General features: G+C 57.8%; 17 protein-coding genes and 1 tRNA gene. 11 read left to right on the forward strand and 7 right to left on the reverse strand.

Going from position 1 to position 18,676, the window contains the following annotated elements; genetic code table 11:
* Positions 1 to 393: 393 nt before the first annotated feature.
* Together CK911_RS21325 and CK911_RS04115 are read right to left on the reverse strand one after the other, a co-directional pair.
* Positions 394 to 534, reverse strand: coding sequence for a hypothetical protein (locus tag CK911_RS21325; RefSeq protein WP_162850117.1), 141 nt, complete (start codon positions 532 to 534; stop codon positions 394 to 396).
* Between the two features lie 223 nt (positions 535 to 757).
* Positions 758 to 834 (reverse strand) — tRNA-Pro (locus CK911_RS04115).
* A 306-nt stretch (positions 835 to 1,140) separates the two neighbouring features.
* Between CK911_RS04115 and tadA the strand changes: the two genes are divergently transcribed.
* The 9 genes from tadA (at position 1,141) to CK911_RS04160 (ending at position 12,207) form a co-directional block, all read left to right on the forward strand.
* Positions 1,141 to 1,623 carry a tRNA adenosine(34) deaminase TadA gene (gene tadA / locus CK911_RS04120; protein ID WP_253860373.1) on the forward strand — a complete coding sequence of 161 codons (483 nt, stop codon included), beginning with the start codon at positions 1,141 to 1,143 and terminating at the stop codon, positions 1,621 to 1,623.
* Positions 1,624 to 1,826: 203 nt separating this feature from the next.
* The gene (locus tag CK911_RS04125; protein WP_042022097.1) at positions 1,827 to 4,064 is read left to right on the forward strand and encodes an ABC transporter permease subunit; all 2,238 of its coding nucleotides are present in this window, start codon (positions 1,827 to 1,829) and stop codon (positions 4,062 to 4,064) included.
* 32 nt (positions 4,065 to 4,096) lie between these two features.
* Positions 4,097 to 5,746, forward strand: a complete 1,650-nt coding sequence (gene pstA / locus CK911_RS04130) for a phosphate ABC transporter permease PstA (protein ID WP_098969079.1) — start codon at positions 4,097 to 4,099, stop codon at positions 5,744 to 5,746.
* A 132-nt stretch (positions 5,747 to 5,878) separates the two neighbouring features.
* On the forward strand, positions 5,879 to 6,697 hold the full coding sequence (pstB, locus tag CK911_RS04135) for a phosphate ABC transporter ATP-binding protein PstB (RefSeq protein WP_098969080.1): 819 nt from the start codon (positions 5,879 to 5,881) through the stop codon (positions 6,695 to 6,697).
* A gap of 105 nt (positions 6,698 to 6,802) precedes the next feature.
* Positions 6,803 to 7,513 carry a phosphate signaling complex protein PhoU gene (phoU, locus tag CK911_RS04140; protein WP_042022103.1) on the forward strand — a complete coding sequence of 237 codons (711 nt, stop codon included), beginning with the start codon at positions 6,803 to 6,805 and terminating at the stop codon, positions 7,511 to 7,513.
* 191 nt (positions 7,514 to 7,704) lie between these two features.
* The gene (locus CK911_RS04145) at positions 7,705 to 9,024 is read left to right on the forward strand and encodes a hemolysin family protein (protein ID WP_042022106.1); all 1,320 of its coding nucleotides are present in this window, start codon (positions 7,705 to 7,707) and stop codon (positions 9,022 to 9,024) included.
* Positions 9,025 to 9,042: 18 nt separating this feature from the next.
* Positions 9,043 to 9,585 (forward strand): hypothetical protein, encoded by a 543-nt coding sequence (locus CK911_RS04150; protein WP_172953950.1) that lies wholly within the window; start codon positions 9,043 to 9,045, stop codon positions 9,583 to 9,585.
* A 294-nt stretch (positions 9,586 to 9,879) separates the two neighbouring features.
* Positions 9,880 to 10,782 carry a homocysteine S-methyltransferase family protein gene (locus CK911_RS04155; protein ID WP_098969081.1) on the forward strand — a complete coding sequence of 301 codons (903 nt, stop codon included), beginning with the start codon at positions 9,880 to 9,882 and terminating at the stop codon, positions 10,780 to 10,782.
* Positions 10,783 to 10,791: 9 nt separating this feature from the next.
* Positions 10,792 to 12,207: a basic amino acid/polyamine antiporter gene (locus CK911_RS04160; protein WP_098969082.1), complete on the forward strand. Its 1,416-nt coding sequence runs from the start codon at positions 10,792 to 10,794 to the stop codon at positions 12,205 to 12,207.
* Positions 12,208 to 12,305: 98 nt separating this feature from the next.
* Here the strand turns inward: CK911_RS04160 and CK911_RS04165 are convergent, their stop codons facing one another.
* The gene (locus tag CK911_RS04165) at positions 12,306 to 13,145 is read right to left on the reverse strand and encodes a sterol desaturase family protein (protein ID WP_098969083.1); all 840 of its coding nucleotides are present in this window, start codon (positions 13,143 to 13,145) and stop codon (positions 12,306 to 12,308) included.
* A 203-nt stretch (positions 13,146 to 13,348) separates the two neighbouring features.
* On the opposite strand from CK911_RS04165, the gene CK911_RS04170 reads away from it, so the two are divergent.
* Entirely contained in the window at positions 13,349 to 14,140 is a 792-nt protein-coding gene (locus CK911_RS04170) for an ABC transporter substrate-binding protein (RefSeq protein ID WP_098969084.1), read from the forward strand.
* Between the two features lie 111 nt (positions 14,141 to 14,251).
* On the opposite strand, the gene CK911_RS04175 is transcribed toward CK911_RS04170, so the two are convergent.
* The 4 genes from CK911_RS04175 to CK911_RS04185 all read right to left on the reverse strand — a co-directional run bounded on the left by CK911_RS04175 (position 14,252) and on the right by CK911_RS04185 (position 16,944).
* Positions 14,252 to 14,995, reverse strand: a complete 744-nt coding sequence (locus CK911_RS04175) for an amino acid ABC transporter ATP-binding protein (protein ID WP_098969085.1) — start codon at positions 14,993 to 14,995, stop codon at positions 14,252 to 14,254.
* Positions 14,979 to 15,101: a hypothetical protein gene (locus CK911_RS21580; protein ID WP_287976796.1), complete on the reverse strand. Its 123-nt coding sequence runs from the start codon at positions 15,099 to 15,101 to the stop codon at positions 14,979 to 14,981. Before CK911_RS21580 ends, CK911_RS04175 begins: the two co-directional genes overlap by 17 nt.
* On the reverse strand, positions 15,085 to 16,044 hold the full coding sequence (locus CK911_RS04180) for an amino acid ABC transporter permease (protein WP_098969086.1): 960 nt from the start codon (positions 16,042 to 16,044) through the stop codon (positions 15,085 to 15,087). Before CK911_RS04180 ends, CK911_RS21580 begins: the two co-directional genes overlap by 17 nt.
* A 99-nt stretch (positions 16,045 to 16,143) precedes the next feature.
* Complete coding sequence (locus CK911_RS04185; protein ID WP_172953951.1) at positions 16,144 to 16,944, reverse strand: transporter substrate-binding domain-containing protein; 801 nt, start codon at positions 16,942 to 16,944, stop codon at positions 16,144 to 16,146.
* A 511-nt stretch (positions 16,945 to 17,455) separates the two neighbouring features.
* On the opposite strand from CK911_RS04185, the gene CK911_RS04190 reads away from it, so the two are divergent.
* Positions 17,456 to 18,589: a GGDEF domain-containing protein gene (locus CK911_RS04190; RefSeq protein ID WP_098969088.1), complete on the forward strand. Its 1,134-nt coding sequence runs from the start codon at positions 17,456 to 17,458 to the stop codon at positions 18,587 to 18,589.
* Positions 18,590 to 18,676: the final 87 nt, after the last annotated feature.

Consider the following 18,676-nt stretch of genomic DNA (forward strand, 5'->3'; position numbering starts at 1 on the left):
ATTACGTAATAAAATTACAAATGCAAAAACAAATCCCGACCTTACTCCAGGCTTTGCCAAAACAGCCGTATAAAGCGTGTTTGAATATGCCATTTAGGGTTCTGCCTTTACTGATACTGGAGAGTGAACGACTGTTTTAAACTTGCATGGGTGGGGTGGGCTCTGTTGGCTCTAGCTGTTGTAGCGATGGAAAGTGAAGCGCAATAACGTAGGTTTGTATCAGTTGTCGGGGGTAATGGCAGGGAGGTGAGGGGGATGAATGTCAGTCAATAATACTGCCATCCTTGATAGAATTAGCAGTTTGTCGTTTTTTGCTACGTCGTCGCCAAGTGGTGGAAAAAGAGACGTTAAACAGAGGGAGTACTGGAAGATTGCGCGGCCACCTGGCCGGGCTCAATAGTCATCATCCGGCTCAGCCAAGTCGATCACATCCAGCTGGATGACTCGTTCATCGTCGTTTTCGGTGTTGCAAGGGGTGTCGTGAGGAACGGAATAGAGCGGAATGGCGGGTGTGAAATCGGTGGTCTGGTTCATGCCTGGTCCTGTGTTGAACGCAAGCCGGACAGTGATCCCTTCACTGGTGTTTCTACCTCCCTGTGTTGTCTACCGGCAGAAAGGTGCGCATCTTAATGAGTTCGTCAAAAAGATTCAAGTGGTTCTGGCTGTTTTTTGTGCTTGGTGGGAAGGCATTGTCAGGAGGATAAATCAGAGGCAAAAAAATAGCCCAGTCGTTTGACTGGGCTATTCTCGGGGAAAATGGTCGGTGTGAGAGGATTCGAACCTCCGACCCTCTACACCCCATGCAGATGCGCTACCTGGCTGCGCTACACACCGACGGAGTCAGTTCGAGCTGACGGAAGGGAGTCTAATGATATGAATCTGTTGGTGCAACTCCTTTTTTATCAGTGAGATGCCAACTGCTCCTTTATTGTGCAGACAAGATGTGGCTTGGGCCTGAAGGGGAGATTTGGCATAATCGCCGACCCGTCGCAGTCCTGTCATAGTGGCGTCATGTACCGGTTCAGATAACCGCATGGCATGGGCGAGGGATCAGCGAATCAATATCTATAGAGAGGCATGGGCGTGAAACCAGCAGCGGTCACAGAGATACTCAGTCACACAGCACAGGATGAACAGTGGATGCGCCATGCCATGGTATTGGCCGCCCAAGCTGAAGGGATTGGCGAGATCCCGGTCGGCGCCGTGCTGGTGCTGGATGGTCAGGTGGTGGGGGAAGGATGGAACCGCTCCATCAGCGAACACGATGCCTGTGCCCATGCCGAGGTGATGGCGATCCGGGCTGCGGGCAAGCAGCTGGCGAACTACCGGCTGCTCGACACCGTACTCTATGTGACGCTGGAGCCCTGCTGCATGTGTGCCGGTGCGCTGATCCATAGTCGGGTCAAGCGGGTGGTCTATGGCGCCAGAGATCTCAAGACCGGAGCTGCCGGGTCAGTGTTCGAGATTTTGCAGGATCCGCGTCATAACCACAGGATCGAGCTGATTGGCGGGGTGCTGGCCGATGCCTGCTCGGCCCAGTTGTCGGCCTTCTTCAAGCGCCGCCGCGCCGAGAAAAAGGCGGCCAAACTGGCGTTGCAACAATCAAACGATGTCCTTTCCTGAATTACTCAGCGGGCAGTGCTCACTGCCCGCTGATCGCTATTTTAAATATGTGTATATAAACAGTTAGTTAAGTTTGTCCTTCCTGAGATAAATCCCGCTTTTTGTACCCCGCAATAACCTCTTTCAAACAGGCTCTCATGTAACAAAACTGTCATGTTACTGCCATATAATCCCGCCAAGCCTAGCTTACATTGAGGTTTTGCATGTCATCGGAATCGTTAAATTTGGTTATGGCGGGCAGTAGAAAACGCCGGATCAAGGACAAATTAGCCAAATATGGTGTTACCACAGGCGGAGCCCTGGTACTGGTGGCCCTGTTGCTTATCTTCTTCTATCTGCTTTATGTGGTGAAACCCATCTTCAATGGCGCCACCATGGAGCCGACTGCGTCATTTACGCTGCCCGTTGCAGGCAAGACTGCCTGGCTCGGAATGGAGGAGCAGAACGAGATCGGCTATCGCTTCAGCGATAAAGGGCTGGTCAACTTCTTCGCCCTTCAGGGAGAGGGCAAGGTCAAGATCGGGCAGTCTCTGGGTAATGGCCAGGTCACGGGTGATATCACCACAGTGACCAGTCCGGCGCCGGGCCAGAAGCTTATCGCCTATGGCTTTGCCGATGGCAAGGCGCAAGTTGTCCAACCGGCGTTCAAGGTCTCTTATCCCAACGATGTTCGGGTGATCGAGCCCAGCTTGCAATATCCTTTCGGCGAAGAGCCGGTGGTGATCGACCCGCAAGGCAAGCCGTTGCAGCAGCTGGTGTTCGAAGCCACCAAGGACAAGATGGCCACTGCCGCCGTGACCGAAGATGGTCGTGGCGTGATGACGGTGATGAGCGGTGAGGAGAACTTCCTCTCCGGCGAGGTGGAGTGGAGTTCCCAAAACTACAGCATTCCTGCTTTGCCGCGCCATGTGGATCAGCTGCTGCTGACCCCGAACCTTCGCATCTTGCTGGTGCGCGAAGGCAATCGCCTCTCTGTCTATGACATCCATAATCTCAGCGAAATATCGCTGCGTAACGTGATGGAGATTAACGCTCCCAATGCCAACGTGACCCGGGTTGAGCTGCTTTCTGGCGCCTCCTCCCTGCTAGTGGGCAACGACAATGGCATTATCTCCCAGTGGTTTGAAGTGGCGAAAGATGGCAAACGTCAGTTTACCCAAATCCGTGACTTTAAAGGCGATGGCGCTGTGGATCTGCTGACGCCAGAGCATTACCGCAAAGGCTTCGTCAGTGCCGACAAGGATGGCGCAATCAGCTTCTTCCATGCCACTGGCGAGACCAAGTTGCTGAGTGAGAAGGTCGCGGGCGGTGAGCTGTCTGCGTTGGCGATCTCTCCTCGTCACAACACGCTGCTGATGCAGCAGGGCAATACCTTCACCGTGTTTGCGGTCGAGAACGATCACCCAGAGGTCACCTGGTCTGCCCTGTGGCAAGAGGTGTGGTATGAGGGGTATCCGGAGCCGCAATATGTGTGGCAATCCACCTCTGCCAGCAACGACTTCGAAGCCAAGCTGAGCCTGGTACCGCTGGTGTTCGGCACACTGAAAGCCTCGTTCTACGCCATGGTGTTTGCGGTGCCGCTCGGCGTGGCTGGCGCCATCTACACCGCTTACTTCATGTCGGCGGGGTTGCGCAAATACGTCAAGCCGACCGTCGAGATCATGGCGGCGCTGCCGACCGTTATTCTCGGCTTCCTGGCCGGGCTGTGGTTAGCACCCATCATCGAAGGGGCCTTGCCGGGCGTCATCTTGTTGCTGATATTGCTGCCGATGGGAATGCTGTTGACCGCGTTGCTTTGGCACTATCTGCCGGAGCGTGGCAAGTCATGGTTGCCTGAAGGGTGGCACGCTATCTTGCTGATCCCGGTGCTGCTGTTCATCGGTTGGGGGGCCTTTGCCTTGAGCCCGCTCATCGAGAATGTCTTTATGAACGGCGATTCGCGTATCTGGCTGACCCACGAAATGGGCATCAAGTTTGACCAGCGCAACTCGCTGGTGGTCGGTATCGCCATGGGCTTTGCGGTCATTCCCACCATCTTCTCGATTGCTGAAGATGCGGTCTTCTCGGTGCCCAAGCACCTCACTCAGGGCTCGCTGGCCCTCGGTGCGACCCCGTGGCAGACCTTGAGCCGGGTGGTGATCCTCACCGCCAGTCCCGGTATCTTCTCGGCGGTGATGATGGGCCTTGGCCGCGCGGTGGGCGAGACCATGATCGTACTGATGGCGACCGGCAACACCCCCATCATGGACTTCTCCATGTTCCAGGGATTGCGTACGTTGGCTGCCAACATCGCGGTGGAGATGCCTGAATCGGAAGTGGGCAGTTCTCACTATCGGGTGTTGTTCCTCGCGGCCTTCGTCCTGTTTGTGTTCACCTTTTTCTTCAACACCCTGGCCGAGTTTGTCCGTCAGCGGTTGCGTGAAAAATACAGCTCGATGTAAGGGGCGACTCTGTAATGGACAAGGAATCGACAATGGGTAAGTGGTTTAAATCAGGGGCCCCCTGGATCTGGATGACCGGCGGCGCCGTCAGCCTGAGTCTGGTGGCGGTGCTGGGTCTGCTACTGCTAATCGGCTGGCGTGGTCTGGTCTACTTCTGGCCTCACCCCATCTATGAATGGCAACTTGAAGATGCCAGTGGCAATAAAAGTGTATTGATCGGCGAGATCAACGATCGCGAGCTGGTGCCCGTGGAGCGACTGCGCGCCGCAGGTCTGCCGCTGGAAGGGGAAGAGCGTGAGGTGTTGACCCGCTATCTGGTCAAGACCGGCAACCGCGAGTTCGTCGACCTCGATTTTCGCTGGGTGCTGGAGACCGATATCAAGTCCCAAAGCCAGCCCGCTGAGCTGACCATGGTGGAGCGTGCTACCAATGGTAACTTTTATGGTTACATCGCCTCGGTGAAAGAGGATGGGCGCGAGTTTACCGCGGATCTCCATCCTGCATTGTTGCGGATGCTGGCCCGTGCCAATTCGCTTTCCGAGCAGGCCAACGACCTGCAAAAAGGGGACATTGGCAGTATCAACTATCAGTTGGAGCGGCTGCGGTTGAAAGAGCGCAAGGCCGAGCTGGATGACAAGCTGACCGAGCAGCTCAAAGCCGAACTGGCCAGCGAGCGAAAGACGCTGAACGACCGTTATCAGGTGCTCGAGAAGGAGCTCTTCTCTCTGCGCAGCCAGGCAGACCGCGACTCGATTACCGTCAAGGATATGCGCGGCGAGCTGGTGACCATGCCGATGTCCAAGGTGCTGGATGTGGTGTGGCCCAACGATATGAACCTGATAGCCAAAGTGGGTTACTGGTTCCACCAGATCGGTAAATTCGTCTCGGACGATCCCCGTGAGGCCAATACCGAGGGTGGCGTGTTCCCGGCCATCTTCGGCACCGTGTTCATGGTGATCCTGATGGCGATCATTGTCACGCCGCTGGGAGTGGTGGCTGCGGTTTATCTGCACGAATACGCAGGCAAGAACAGTTTGACCAAGATTATCCGGATCGCGGTGATCAACCTGGCTGGCGTGCCCTCCATCGTCTACGGTGTGTTTGGTCTGGGCTTCTTCGTCTACACGCTGGGTGGTTCACTGGATCAGCTGTTCTACCCGGAGGCGCTGCCGAGCCCGACCTTTGGTTCACCCGGTGTTATCTGGTCGGCACTGACCCTGGCGATCCTGACCCTGCCGGTGGTGATTGTCTCCACTGAAGAGGGACTGTCCCGTATTCCCAGTACCATTCGTCAGGGGTCACTGGCGCTCGGTGCCACCCAGGCAGAAACCCTGTGGCGTATCGTGTTGCCGATGGCGAGCCCGGCCATCATGACCGGCCTTATTCTGGCGATTGCCCGTGCTGCGGGGGAAGTGGCCCCCTTGATGCTGGTCGGTGTGGTGAAACTGGCGCCGACCCTGCCGATGGATGGCAACTTCCCGTACCTGCATGTGGAGCGCAAGTTCATGCACCTTGGCTTCCACATCTATGATGTCGGGTTCCAGAGCCCCAACGTCGAAGCCGCACGGCCGCTGGTGTATGCCACCTCGTTCCTGCTGGTGACGGTGATCGTTGGCCTGAACTTGACGGCTATCGGTATTCGTAACCATCTGCGTGAAAAATTCCGGTCGCTGGAGCATTAATCCAGCCACCCCAGATTGATATAGCGGTAATCGATTGGCGGCAAATGTGCCTGCCGCCATCGTTACCAAGTAGGTATTCAGGTGGTTGGCATCGAGCGGTGCCAGCCACCCCAGACTGATTTGAGGTAACAGATGATCAACGTAATGACCACCGCCACCCAGCACACCGCACTGGACTTGCTGAACCTGAGCCCGCAGCAGACCGCGCTGGAGGTGAAGGATCTCAACCTGTACTACGGCAACAAGCAGGCGCTGTTCAACGTCAACATGAAGATCCCCAAAGGCCAGGTAACCGCCTTTATCGGGCCATCCGGTTGTGGCAAATCGACCCTGCTGCGCTGCATCAACCGGATGAATGATCTGGTGGATATCTGCCGCATCGAAGGGGAAATTCAACTGCATGGTCACAACATCTATGACAAGAGCGTGGATGTCTCCGCCCTGCGCCGTCAGGTGGGCATGGTGTTCCAGCGTCCCAACCCGTTCCCCAAGTCCATCTATGAGAACGTGGTCTATGGCTTGCGCCTGCAAGGGATCAACGATCGCCGTACGCTGGATGAAGCCGCCGAGCGTTCGTTGCGCGGTGCAGCCTTGTGGGAGGAGGTAAAGGATCGTCTGCACGACAACGCGTTTGGTCTTTCTGGTGGTCAGCAGCAGCGTCTGGTGATTGCCCGCGCCATCGCTATCGAGCCGGAAGTATTGTTACTTGATGAGCCGACCTCTGCACTTGACCCGATCTCTACCCTCACCATCGAGGAGCTGATCAACGAGTTGAAAAGCCAGTTCACCGTGGTGATCGTGACCCACAACATGCAGCAGGCGGCACGGGTGTCGGATCAGACCGCCTTTATGTATATGGGCGAGCTTATCGAGTACTCGAATACCAACACCATTTTTACTACCCCGGCCAAGAAAAAGACCGAAGATTACATCACCGGTCGTTACGGCTAAGCCGCTGGTGGCGCAATGAGGGGGATCAGTAACATGAGCATCAATAAACAGATTACCAGCCAGTTCAACGGCTAAGGCATAATCGGAGCATCAAGGATTATTTGTATGGACAATATGAACCTCAATAAACACATCTCCGGTCAGTTCAATGCCGAGCTCGAAAACGTGCGCAATCAGGTGTTGGTGATGGGAGGACTGGTAGAGCAACAACTCACCGATGCCATCGCCGCCATCCACGATCAGGATCTCGATGCAGCGCGCAAAATCGTAGCCAAAGACCATGCGGTCAATGCGATGGAAGTGGCGATCGACGAGGAGTGCACCCGCATCATCGCCAAGCGTCAACCTACCGCCTCCGACCTGCGGCTGGTGATGGCGATCATCAAAACCATCACAGATCTGGAGCGGATCGGTGATGTGGCTGACAAAATTGCCCGCATGCTGACCGATAACGCCAACAAGCCTCAGCCACCCTTGGTCTCTTTGGAGAACATGGGCCGTCGCACCATCAAGATGCTGCACGATGTGCTCGATGCCTTCGCCCGCATGGATCTGGATGCGGCGCTGGCGGTCTACAAGGAAGATGACAAGGTTGATCGGGAGTACGAGTCCATCATTCGTGAACTGATGACCTATATGATGGAAGATCCCCGCACCATCCCTCAGGTTCTCAACGTATTGTGGGCGGCACGTGCAATCGAGCGGGTCGGCGATCGTTGCCAGCACATCTGCGAATACATCGTTTACTACGTGAAAGGCAAGGATGTGCGTCATACCAAGGGAGATGACTTGGGTGCCCTGTTGGGTAAGGACTAAGCTGAAGTGAATAAAAAGGCGCGCCAAGCGCCTTTTTTTGTTGCACCTGTCCGCAGAGTAAGATAAAGCACCCAATACGCTGTTTTCTGGTAGAATAGCGCCCCTGTGTGGGTCCCGGATGGGCTCACGGTCTGGTCTCCCAGGCCCAGTTTACCGTCTTGTGCTAAGACGGGTGTAGCAATAGGTTCATCATGAGTTTTGCCGATAGTGTGTTTTTTTTAATGCTGCTGGTTGGCGGTAGTGTGTTTTTCTCCCTCTCCGAGATCTCTCTCGCCGCCTCTCGCAAGATCAAGTTGCAGGTGATGGCGGACGAAGGTAATCGCCAGGCCGAAAAGGTGCTGGCGCTGCAAGCCCAGCCGGGCAACTTTTTTACCGTGGTACAGATTGGCCTCAATACTGTCGCCATTTTGGGCGGTATTCTGGGTGAGTCAGCCCTGAACCCCGCTATCAAGCTGTTTGTCGCTCGCTTCTATCAAGGCCCCTGGCTCTCCGAGATAAGCTCGATCGTCTCTTTCGTCGTCGTTACCAGCCTGTTTATCCTGATCGCCGACCTGATGCCCAAACGCCTTGCCATGAGTATGCCGGAGCGGGTTGCCGTGGTGGTAGTGCGCCCCATGCTGCTGTGCGTGACCCTGCTGATGCCGCTGGTGTGGTTCTTCAACGGCATGGCGAACGGACTGTTCCGCCTGCTGCGGGTCTCCATGATCCGCAACGACGAGATCACCTCCGACGATATCTATGCGGTGATGGATGCCGGCGCCGAGGCTGGGGTTATCCAGCGCGAGGAGCACCAGCTGATCGAGAATGTGTTCGAGTTGCAGTCCCTTGGCGTAACCTCCGCCATGACGGCCCGCGAGAGCCTGATCTACTTCACTCTGCAAGAGGGCGAAGAGAGCATCAAGGCCAAGATCGCCGAGCACCCCCACAACAAGTTTCTGGTCTGTGACCACAACCTCGATAGCATCAAGGGCTTTGTCGATGCCAAAGAGCTGCTGATCCGCGTTATCGGCGGCCAGAGCATCGATCTCATCGGTGGCAACCTGGTGCAGAACGTCATCATCATCCCCGATACCCTGAACCTCTATGAGGCGATGGAGTACTTCAAGAATCATCGTGGCGACTTTGCCGTGGTGATGAACGAGTACGCGCTGGTGGTGGGGATTGTCACCATGAACGACCTGATGAGTACCGTGATGGGTGAGTGGGCGACCCACGTGGTGGAAGAGCAGATTGTGCAGCGCGACGAAAACTCCTGGCTGGTGGACGGGGTGACCCCCATCTCGGATGTGATGCGATCGTTCGACATAGAGGCATTCCCGGAAAGCCAGAACTACGAAACCATCGCTGGTTTTATTATGTTTATGCTGCGCAAGATCCCCAAGCGTACCGACTCGGTCACCTACGCCGGTTACAAGTTTGAAGTAGTGGATATCGACAGCTACAAGATTGATCAGCTGCTGGTTACCCGGGTTGAGCCGGTGGTGGCCGAGAAGCCAGCTCAGGAATCGTAAAGGAGCGACATAAGAGTCATGAAGATGCAGTCTCATTCCCGAGTGTTTGCCTGTGCCGCGCTCGCCCTGGCACTGGGTGCCTGTAGCCAGAGTGCACCGCGCAAAGCCACAGTGGCAGCCAAGCCGGTTTCTCCCCTGCCCGCCGTGGTGGTGCCGCAGCCGGATCCCGATGCGGTGGTGCAAAGCGGCATGGCAGAGCCGAGCCCGGTGTTCGATGAAGAGTATCACGGCCCGGATCAGGGCTCGCTGGAGTCAGTGACCGCCCTGTTTGCCCGCGGTTACATCGAGTCCGCCATGCGCGAGACCATGCTGGCGGCGGTGCACAACGACTATCCGCTGCTCGGCATGCGGGATGTGCGGCTAACCGATCCTGTCTCCAAATTCCTTACCTCCGAGCATGCAGCCATGACGGCCCATGACTACCTCTATGCGGGTGTGCAGCGCAGGCTGGGTCGTCCGCTCAGCCCTGCCCAGTGGGAGCAGATCTGGCGCGGCTTGCCGCAGCAGGGTCGGGTTTCCGACTGGGTTAAACAGATCAAGCGAGTGCTGGCCGGGCGTTAAGCCGCCAGCGGATCAAGATAGTGATGAGGCCACCTTCGGGTGGCCTCTTGCATTTCTGCGTTTGCCCAGCCGTTTGCATGCTGATTTCTGCTGATACTGATTGCCGCCAATGGTGCTTTGTTTTATCTTGCTTTGGACGTCTAAACGTCCGCATGTTTTTATGGCTGAGTTATAAAGGTGCTTCACCAGGATGAAGCCGGACGATCTGCAGCGATTCAGCGCGAAACCGCAGATCAACAAGACAAACAGATAAACACGCAAATAAACAACGCACATAACAAAGAGACACGACAGATGGAAACCAGGGAATTGTGGGTGCTGGATGGGGGCATGGGGCGCGAATTGGCACGGCGGGGGGCTCCGTTTCGCCAGCCTGAGTGGTCGGCGCTGGCCTTGATGGAGGCGCCAGAGACGGTGCGCGAAGTGCATCAGGCCTATGTGGCGAGTGGAGCCCGGGTCATCACCACCAACAGCTATGCGCTGGTGCCATTTCATATCGGCGATGAACGTTTTTTTGCCGAAGGGGAGGGGCTGGCAGCGCTGGCTGGTCAACTGGCCCGTGAGGTGGCTGACGCGCAGAAGGGCGCTGTGCAGGTGGCGGGTTCCCTGCCACCGCTGTTTGGCTCTTACCGCGCCGATCTGTTCGAGGTTGACAGGGTGAGCGAGCTGGCAATGCCGCTTATCCGGGCGCTGACGCCCCATGTGGATATCTGGCTGGCCGAGACCATGAGCCTCATCGCCGAGCCACTGGCCCTGAGAGCGCTGCTGCCGGAAGATGGCAAGCCGTTCTGGGTCTCTTTCACGCTGGAAGATGAGGCGCCGGGCCACGAGCCTGCGTTGCGTTCCGGCGAGCGGGTGGCCGATGCGGTTACCGCGCTGGTGGCGGCCGGGGTTGATGCCATCCTGTTCAACTGCTGTCAGCCCGAGGTGATTGAGGGTGCCCTCGAGGTTGCCCGCGCCCGATTGCAGGCAGTGGGCCGCGCTGATATTCGCCTCGGTGCCTATGCCAACGCCTTCCCGCCGCAACCCAAAGAGGCCACCGCCAACGATGGGCTGGACGAGATCCGCGGCGATCTGGGGCCGCTGGATTACCTTGGCTGGGCCGAGCGCTGGCGCGCGGCCGGCGCGAATTTGATCGGCGGTTGCTGCGGCATCGGCCCCGAGCATATTCAGGCGCTGAGCAGCCGGTTGCGCTAAGGAGCACCCATGAAAGAGAGCAAGATTGGGCTCTGGTCCCTCACCGCGCTGGTATTCAGCTCCATGGTGGGGGCGGGGATCTTCAGCCTGCCCCAGAACATGGCCGAGGTGGCCGGTGCCCGCGCCGTGCTGATCGGCTGGGGTGTGACCGGGGTGGGCATACTGGCACTCGCCGCGAGTTTTCTCTACCTGTCGCGGCTAAGACCGGATCTCGATGGCGGCATCTACAGCTATGCCCGCGCAGGCTTTGGCGATCTGGTGGGTTTCTTCTCCGCCTGGGGCTACTGGCTGTGCGCCACCATAGGTGTGGTGGGTTACCTGGTGATCGCGTTCGCCGCCCTTGGCAGTTTTGTCGATACCCCTGAACAGATCTGGTTTGGTGACGGCAATACGTTGGCGGCTTTTGTCGGCGAGTCCTGCATCCTCTGGGCGGTGCACCTGCTGGTGGCCCGTGGCGTGCAGCAGGCGGCGCTGTTCAATCTGGTGGCGACCCTGGCCAAGAGCCTGCCGCTGCTGTTGTTTATCCTGTTCGCCTGCTACTGGTTCGACCCGGTCACTTTCGCGGCGGATCAGCAGGGCAGCACCCTGGCGGTACCGGTCTCCGAGCAGGTGCGCAACACCATGCTAATCACCCTCTGGGTCTTCACCGGCATCGAGGGGGCGGCCGTTTTGTCGGCCCGCGCCAGAAACCGGCGGGATGTGGGCACGGCCACCGTGCTTGGGGTGGTGTTGGCGCTGCTGCTCTATGTGCTTATCTCGGTGCTGGCGCTGGGGATATTGAGTCGGCCTGAGCTGGCGGCGCTGCCCAACCCCTCCATGGCGGGGCTGATGGCCCAGATGACGGGATCCTGGGGCAAGCTGCTGATAAGTGTCGGCCTCATTGTCTCGGTGCTCGCCTCCTACGTGAGCTGGACCCTGTTCTCGGCCGAGGTGCCGTTCAGCGCGGCCCGTCATGGTGCCTTTCCCGCCATCTTCCGGCGCCAGAACCGCAACGGCACACCCATCGCCTCGCTCTGGCTCACCAGTCTGACGGTGCAGACATGCCTGCTGCTGGTGTGGCTGCTCGGCAAGGGCTACACCAGTTTGCTGCTTATCTCCACCTCGATGATCCTGGTGCCCTACCTGCTGATCGGTCTGTTTCTGCTCAAACTCTCTTTCAGCAGGAAGGGGGAGTGTGGGCAGGGCCGGAGCCTGATGCTGGCGGTTGCGCTGGTGTCGAGCGGTTACGGCTTCTGGCTGCTCTATGCTGCTGGGGTGGAGTATCTGCTGCTCTCCTTACTGCTCTACGGGCCGGGTCTGCTGCTGTTTCTCTACAGCCGTCGTCAGCTGGGGGCAGATCTGCGCCTGAGCGGCCGCGAGCGATGGTTGGCCGGAGTGACTTTGCTGAGCCTGATCCCCGCCGTCTGGTCGTTCGCCCATCTCTGACACCGAAGATGTGACTGACCATAAAAGAGAGCGCCACAGTGGCGCTCTCTTTGTTATCAGGGACTTGCTATCCGGGAGTTGCTATTCGGGGCGAAGGTTCAGCGACTGGCTGGCCCGGCCGGTTTGCCAAACAGCACGGCGAGTTTTTGTCGCCACGGCAGGCCATGGGTGTCGCGCAGCATGTCACGCCACTCGTGGAAGGTGAGGGTGAGGGGGTTGAAGCTGTGGATCGGTTTGGTGATGCCAAAGCGGCACGGCTCGGCCGGGTCTTCTTCCACAAAGGTGCCAAACAGCCGATCCCAGATGATCAGCACCCCGGCGAAGTTGCGGTCTATGTACTTGGCATTGCTGGCGTGGTGCACCCTGTGGTGGGAGGGGGTGTTGAAGATCCACTCAAGCCGGCCAAGCTTGCCCACCACCTGGGTGTGGACGAAGAACTGAAAGCCCAGGCTCAGCAGCACGGTGGCGACCACCGCCTCGGGCGGGAAGCCGATGACAATCATCGGGATCCAGAACAGCCACATGCCGGAGACCGGATACATCAGGCTCTGGCGAAAGGCGGTGGAGAGGTTGAGTCGCTCCGAGCTGTGATGCACCACGTGGGAGGCCCACAACCAGCGCACATGGTGGCTGGTGAAGTGGAACAGCCAGTAGCAGAGATCCTGCAGCAAGAACAGCAGTAGCACGCTCCAGAAGGTGAGCTCGATATCGAACAGCCGCCAGCCCCAGAGGGTGTCATACAGATAAACGATGGCGATGGCCGCCAGTGCATCGCCCCCCTGATGCATCAGGGCCAGCGCGGCGTTGGCGAACAGATCCCGCCACTGGTAGGTGGCGCTGGGAAAGGCGGCGCCATGTTTGCGCAGGTAGAGCATCTCCCAGCCGATAAAGGCCAGAAAAATCGGGGAGAGATAGAGCAGGAGCAGTTGCACATCCATAAGCGGCCATCCATTCAGAGCAATTGCTCTCCAGCATAAAGGATGCTTTTAATATTTCATTAACATTTTGTCGGCGCGGGTGCTGGTACATGTAGAGGCGCTGGCTGGCGGGTTCACCGTGACTGAAAGTTGCAACAGGTGCTCAGGAAATGACATGGGCTGGCTATGCTTGATGCATGCTGTGTTGCGGGAGTATCGAGCTTATGCGCTTATGGATTTGTTTATTGCTGGTATTTTGTAGCGGCATTCACGCCAAGACCCGGGTCGAGATCTTGGCGGATTCTGCCTATCCTCCTTACTCCTGGCAGGAAGGGGAGGAGGTAAGGGGCATCTATGCCGACATCATCCGCGAGGTGACCTCCTCCATGAGTGACTATGAGGTGGTGCTCAAGCCCATGCCGTGGCGGCGGGGCCTGAGCATGGTGGAGCAGGGCTCTGCTTTTGCCATCTTTCCGCCCTACTATCTGCCTGATGCTCGACCCTATATCTGGCCCTACTCCCAGCCGATGCTGGATGAAGAGCTGGTGGTGATGTGTGGTGCCAGTGTGGCGGCCAATACCCCGCAGGCCAGGTTTCCGCTCGACTATCACGGTTTGCGCTTTGGCATGAATGCCGGATTTGCAATTGGTGGCGATGCCTTCTGGCAGGCGGTGAAGGAGAAGCAGATCGACGTAGAGGAGGTGAAAAGCAATCGGGAGAATCTGCTCAAGATTGTCCGTGGCCGGGTCGATTGCACCGTCAATGACCGCCTCTCCCTGCTCTATGAACTGCTTAACATGATCAAGGGGGATCAGCTGGCGGTGGCCGATATGTCACTGCTCAAACAGGGGCCTGTGCTCAGCAAGGAGCAGGGGTTTCTCGGCTATAGCCGCAAGGGGGAGTATCCCTACAAGCAGGCCTTTATCGAACAGTTTGACAAGGAGCTCTATCAGCTCAAGAAACGTGACGGGGTGAAAGTCATCGTGGAGCGCTACTTGGGAAAGTCCCCGCGCTGAGCCAATGAGATGGGGACTCGGGTTCAGCTGGGTTGAGTCTGCTCCAGCGTGAAGGGCAACAAGAAGAGGGACCATGCGGTCCCTCTTCGTTTATCCAGTAGAGCGTGTTTGCTACAGCACCTGACTTAGGAACTGGCGCAGGCGAGGGGAGGGGGGATTGTCGAAGAAGTCAGCGGGTTTTTCATCCACCAGCAGTTCGCCACTCTCCATAAAGAGCACCCGATCCGCCACCTCGCGGGCAAAACCCATCTCGTGGGTCACCACCACCATGGTCATCCCTTCGCGGGCCAGCCCTTTCATCACATCGAGCACTTCCCCCACCATCTCAGGGTCGAGCGCACTGGTTGGCTCGTCAAACAGCATGATACGCGGCTGCATAGCGAGCGCCCGGGCGATGGCCACCCGCTGCTGCTGACCGCCGGATAGCTGGGAAGGATAGCTGGCCGCTTTCACCGATAACCCTACTTTCAGCAGCAACGCCTTGGCCCGGTCTTCGGCGTCACGGCGCGACAGGCCGCGTACCTTTTGCGGCGCGAGACTGATGTTGTCCAGCACATTGAGGTGTGGGAAGAGGTTGAAGGACTGAAACACCATGCCCACCTCTTCCCGCAGCTTGTTGACGTCGCCCGGTTCGGTCAGGCAGATGCCGTCCACTACTATGTTGCCGTCGTTGATGGTCTCCAGCTGGTTGAGGGTGCGTAGGAAGGTCGATTTGCCCGAGCCGCTGGGGCCGACGATCACCACCACTTCCCCTTCGGCCACCTCGGTACTGACGTTTTTCAGGGCGTGCACCTCGGTGCCGTAGAACTTCTCTACTCCGGTCGCTTTGATGATGGGATCAGTTGCTGCGCGCATATTTCGCCTCCAGAAAACGAACCGGGAAGGCGCGGGGCGTGCCGGTGATGGCAGCACTTCTCGACTTCTGTTGAGCCTTGATAATGGGATCAGTTGCTGCGCGCATATTTCACCTCCAGACGGCGTACCAGGAAAGAGAGGGTGCCGGTGAGCACCAGATAGAGCAGGGCCACGGTAAACCACACTTCGAACGGGCTGAAGGTGGAGCTGACCACCTCGCGCCCCGCCTTGGTCAGATCGGTGATGGAGATGACCGAGACCAGCGAGGAGTCCTTGATCAGGTTGATGAATTGCCCTGCCAGCGGCGGCAGCACCCGCTTGAACGCCTGCGGCAGAATGACGTAGCGCATGGTCTGGGCCGAGGTCATCCCCAGGCTGCGACCTGCCTCCATCTGCCCCTTGTGGATGGAGCTGATACCGGCGCGGACGATCTCCGCCACATAGGCGCCGGTAAAGACCGCCAGCGCGGCGACCCCGGCGGTGAAGCGATCGAGGTTCAGCACGGTGCCGATAAAGAAGTAGACGATGAAGATCTGCACCAGCAGCGGCGTGCCGCGGATCAGCTCCACATAGGTGACCGCCAGATTGCGCAGGGCGGGGTTGGGGGAGAGGCGCGCCAGCCCGGCCAGAGTGCCGAGCAGGATGGCGAAGATGCCCGCCACCAGCGAGAGCTTGACGGTGACCCAGACGCCCCAAGCGATGGGGCCCGCGGTCCAGGTGAGTTCGGTATCCAGGGTGTCGCCCCGAAAGATGGTATCCCCTTCGGCGACTTGTACGCCGGTGCTGGCGATGGCTTGCCGCACATTGGGGTCGAGATCGTCTTGCAGGAACAGCTTGCCCTTCTCAGCCTCGCTGGTGCCTGCAATCACGGTGCCGTCAAATTTGGCCAGATTATTCTGCTCCGCCTGATAGGCGATGTATTGGGGAATGCGTTCCCAGCGCCAGGTGTAATCCACGGACTGGACAGCCTTGTAGATGCCGAATACGGCAACCAGCAGCATCAGCAGAAAGATCCCATGCCAGAGCAGTTGATTGGGCTGTTTTTCCATCTGTCTTGTCGGTTTGGGTGTGTGCACAGTCACAACCTCTTCTCGTTATTGTGTGGGGAGCTGCGTGGTGCAGGGGCGGCATATGCCGCCCCCCGGAGGTTATTTGAGCTGGTTCAGCCAGGCGTTGGATTCGAACCACTTCTTGTAGAGACGGTCGTAGCTGCCATCGCCCTTGATCTGGCGCAGGTAGTTGTTGAACCAGTTGAGGGTGTCCTGATCCCCTTTGCGGATGGCCCAGGCCAGCGGCTCGAAGGTGAACGGCTTGTCGAGGTGCACCACGGCCCCCTGATTCTGGGAGGCGAAGATGGCGTTGTAGGGCAGGTCATAGACGAAGGCATCGACCTTGCCGTTGATCACTTCCAGCTTAGCGTCATCCTGGGTTTCAAACTGCAGCAGGGTGGCTTTGGGGATCAGGCGCTTGACCGCCTGCTCGCCGGTGGTGCCGAGCTTGACCGCGATCTTGTACTTGGGATCGTTGAGGTCGGTGAACGATTTGATTTCGCCCGCCTTCTCTGTGCGCAGCACTATGGTCTGGCCGACCACGATGTAAGGGTCGGCAAAGTTGACCCGCAGGTTGCGCTGGGGAGTGACGGTCATGCCGCCCATGATGACGTCGAACTTGTTGGTCAGCAGCGCCGGAATGATGCCGTCCCAGGCGGTGTTGACGAACTCGACCTTCACGCCCATCTCTTTGGCGACCATCTTGGCGAGATCCACGTCAAAGCCGATGTATTGGCCCTGCTTGTTGGTCATCTCGAAGGGTTGATAGCCCGCATCGAAGCCGACTCGCAGCACGCCGCGTTCGAGCACGGCATCCAGGGTGGACGTAGGGGCTGGGGTCGGGGCCGCCGTGGCGATCCCGCAAAACAGCAGGGTAGAAAGAATCAGTTTTTTGATCATAAGTGACGTCTCTGTCGGTGGTGTGTTCGGCCTTGAACCTGATCCCGTGCGACTCCGTGGCACAAGAGACTGCTGCATCCGGCAACAGGCAAGACAGGATGAATGTCTTGAGCGGGACAAAAGCCCCATATGAGATGCTATGAATAGTGGTTGAGTGAAAAATGTACCAAAAACAGATTGTGTCAGAAGACTCAACAGGTTAGAGACATTTATTGCCCATGGCTTCATTCATAAAATCACACGAAAACAACATATCTATCTAATGGGGTGGGTTCAAGCCCAAATTATGCTTAAGACATTTTGTTACACAGCGAGGGGCTCGCATGTGGCTTTAGTCTGGTTGTTCTCATTAGCGGGTATGAATCGAGCATCTGGTGACGGAATGGCGATAGTGATATGGCAGCGCGAAAACAGGTGAACTGGATGTTTTTATTGTGAAAACGGTCAGGGGCCTCTGGGTCTTGGCAAACGCTTCTCATATACTCAGTTACCCTCTCTGCATGGCTTTGGTATGGACGCCTCACTACTGCTCAAGCTGGATATTTTTACTTTGATGATCATGGCCTTGTGTGGCTATTGTCTCGGTTTCCTCACTCTCACCATCATTCGTGTTACCCACAACGATATTCCCGGCATCGGGGTCTGGTGGTGGTCCAGCCTGTTTGCCATGCTGGGTCAGGCGGGATTTGCCAGTCTGCTACTGACCCCTACCCCCTATGGCTCCTGGATTGGCAATGTCTTCCTGATTTTTCATGTGTTGTTGCTGCTGATCGCCCAACGCTGTTTCTTCCGTCAACTGCCCGGCTGGCGTGCCTGTTGGGGATTTATCCTGCTGTTTGCCATCATCATGACCTGGTCGGTCGCCATCGATGGCAGGATTGCGGTGCGGGTGATGACCAGCAGCACTACCTTCCTCGTGCTCAGTACGCTCATCATCTGGCAGCTCTGGCGTCACGGCCGACCCGATTATCAGGTGGCGGTCTGGGTGCTGATTGGCCTGCATCTGGTGCTGATTGCCATGACCCTGATGCGGATGTTTGCCGTGTGGGGCGAGGTGATCGAAAGCCCGTTCCAGCGCCAGCTGTTCAACGTGTTGCCCTATGTATCCATGTTGGTGGGTAGCTCCATGCTTACTTTCGGGGTGTTACTGCTCTGCAACCAGCACCGGGCGCTGGAGCTTCGCTATCAGGCCAGCCATGACCTGCTGACCGGATTGTTCAATCGCCGTGGTTTTATGGAACGTCTGGCCCGGAGACGGCCTGCACCACAGGGGGCGCTGGTGGTGCTTGATCTGGATGACTTCAAGCAGATCAACGATCGGTATGGCCATGAGGTCGGCGATCGGGTGCTGGAGCGAGTCGGGCTGGTGCTGCGCGAGCGGGAGGGCGTGTTGGCCGGTCGCTTTGGTGGCGAGGAGTTTGTGCTGCTGTTTCGCCATGCCACCGCAGACGAGGCGAGCGCCCATTGCCAGTCACTGCTGGTTCAGCTTGCGGCCAGCGAGGTGGAGGGGATCCATATCACCGTCAGCATGGGGGTCGCCCACTGGCAGGGGGAGTGGCACTTTGACCGCCTGTTTCGCCGCGCGGACGATGCCCTCTATCGGGCCAAGCGGGAAGGGAAGAACCGAGTCTGTCAGGCTGCCTGATGCAGGGATAGATTCAAGGATAAAAGCAGGGCGCGGTGATCCGCGCCCTGCCTGTTTCCGCTTGCCGGATCTGGCTTGCCAGCTGCC

This window comes from Aeromonas sp. CU5, from assembly GCF_002586745.1.
In the GTDB taxonomy this organism is placed as follows: Bacteria; Pseudomonadota; Gammaproteobacteria; order Enterobacterales; family Aeromonadaceae; genus Aeromonas; species Aeromonas sobria.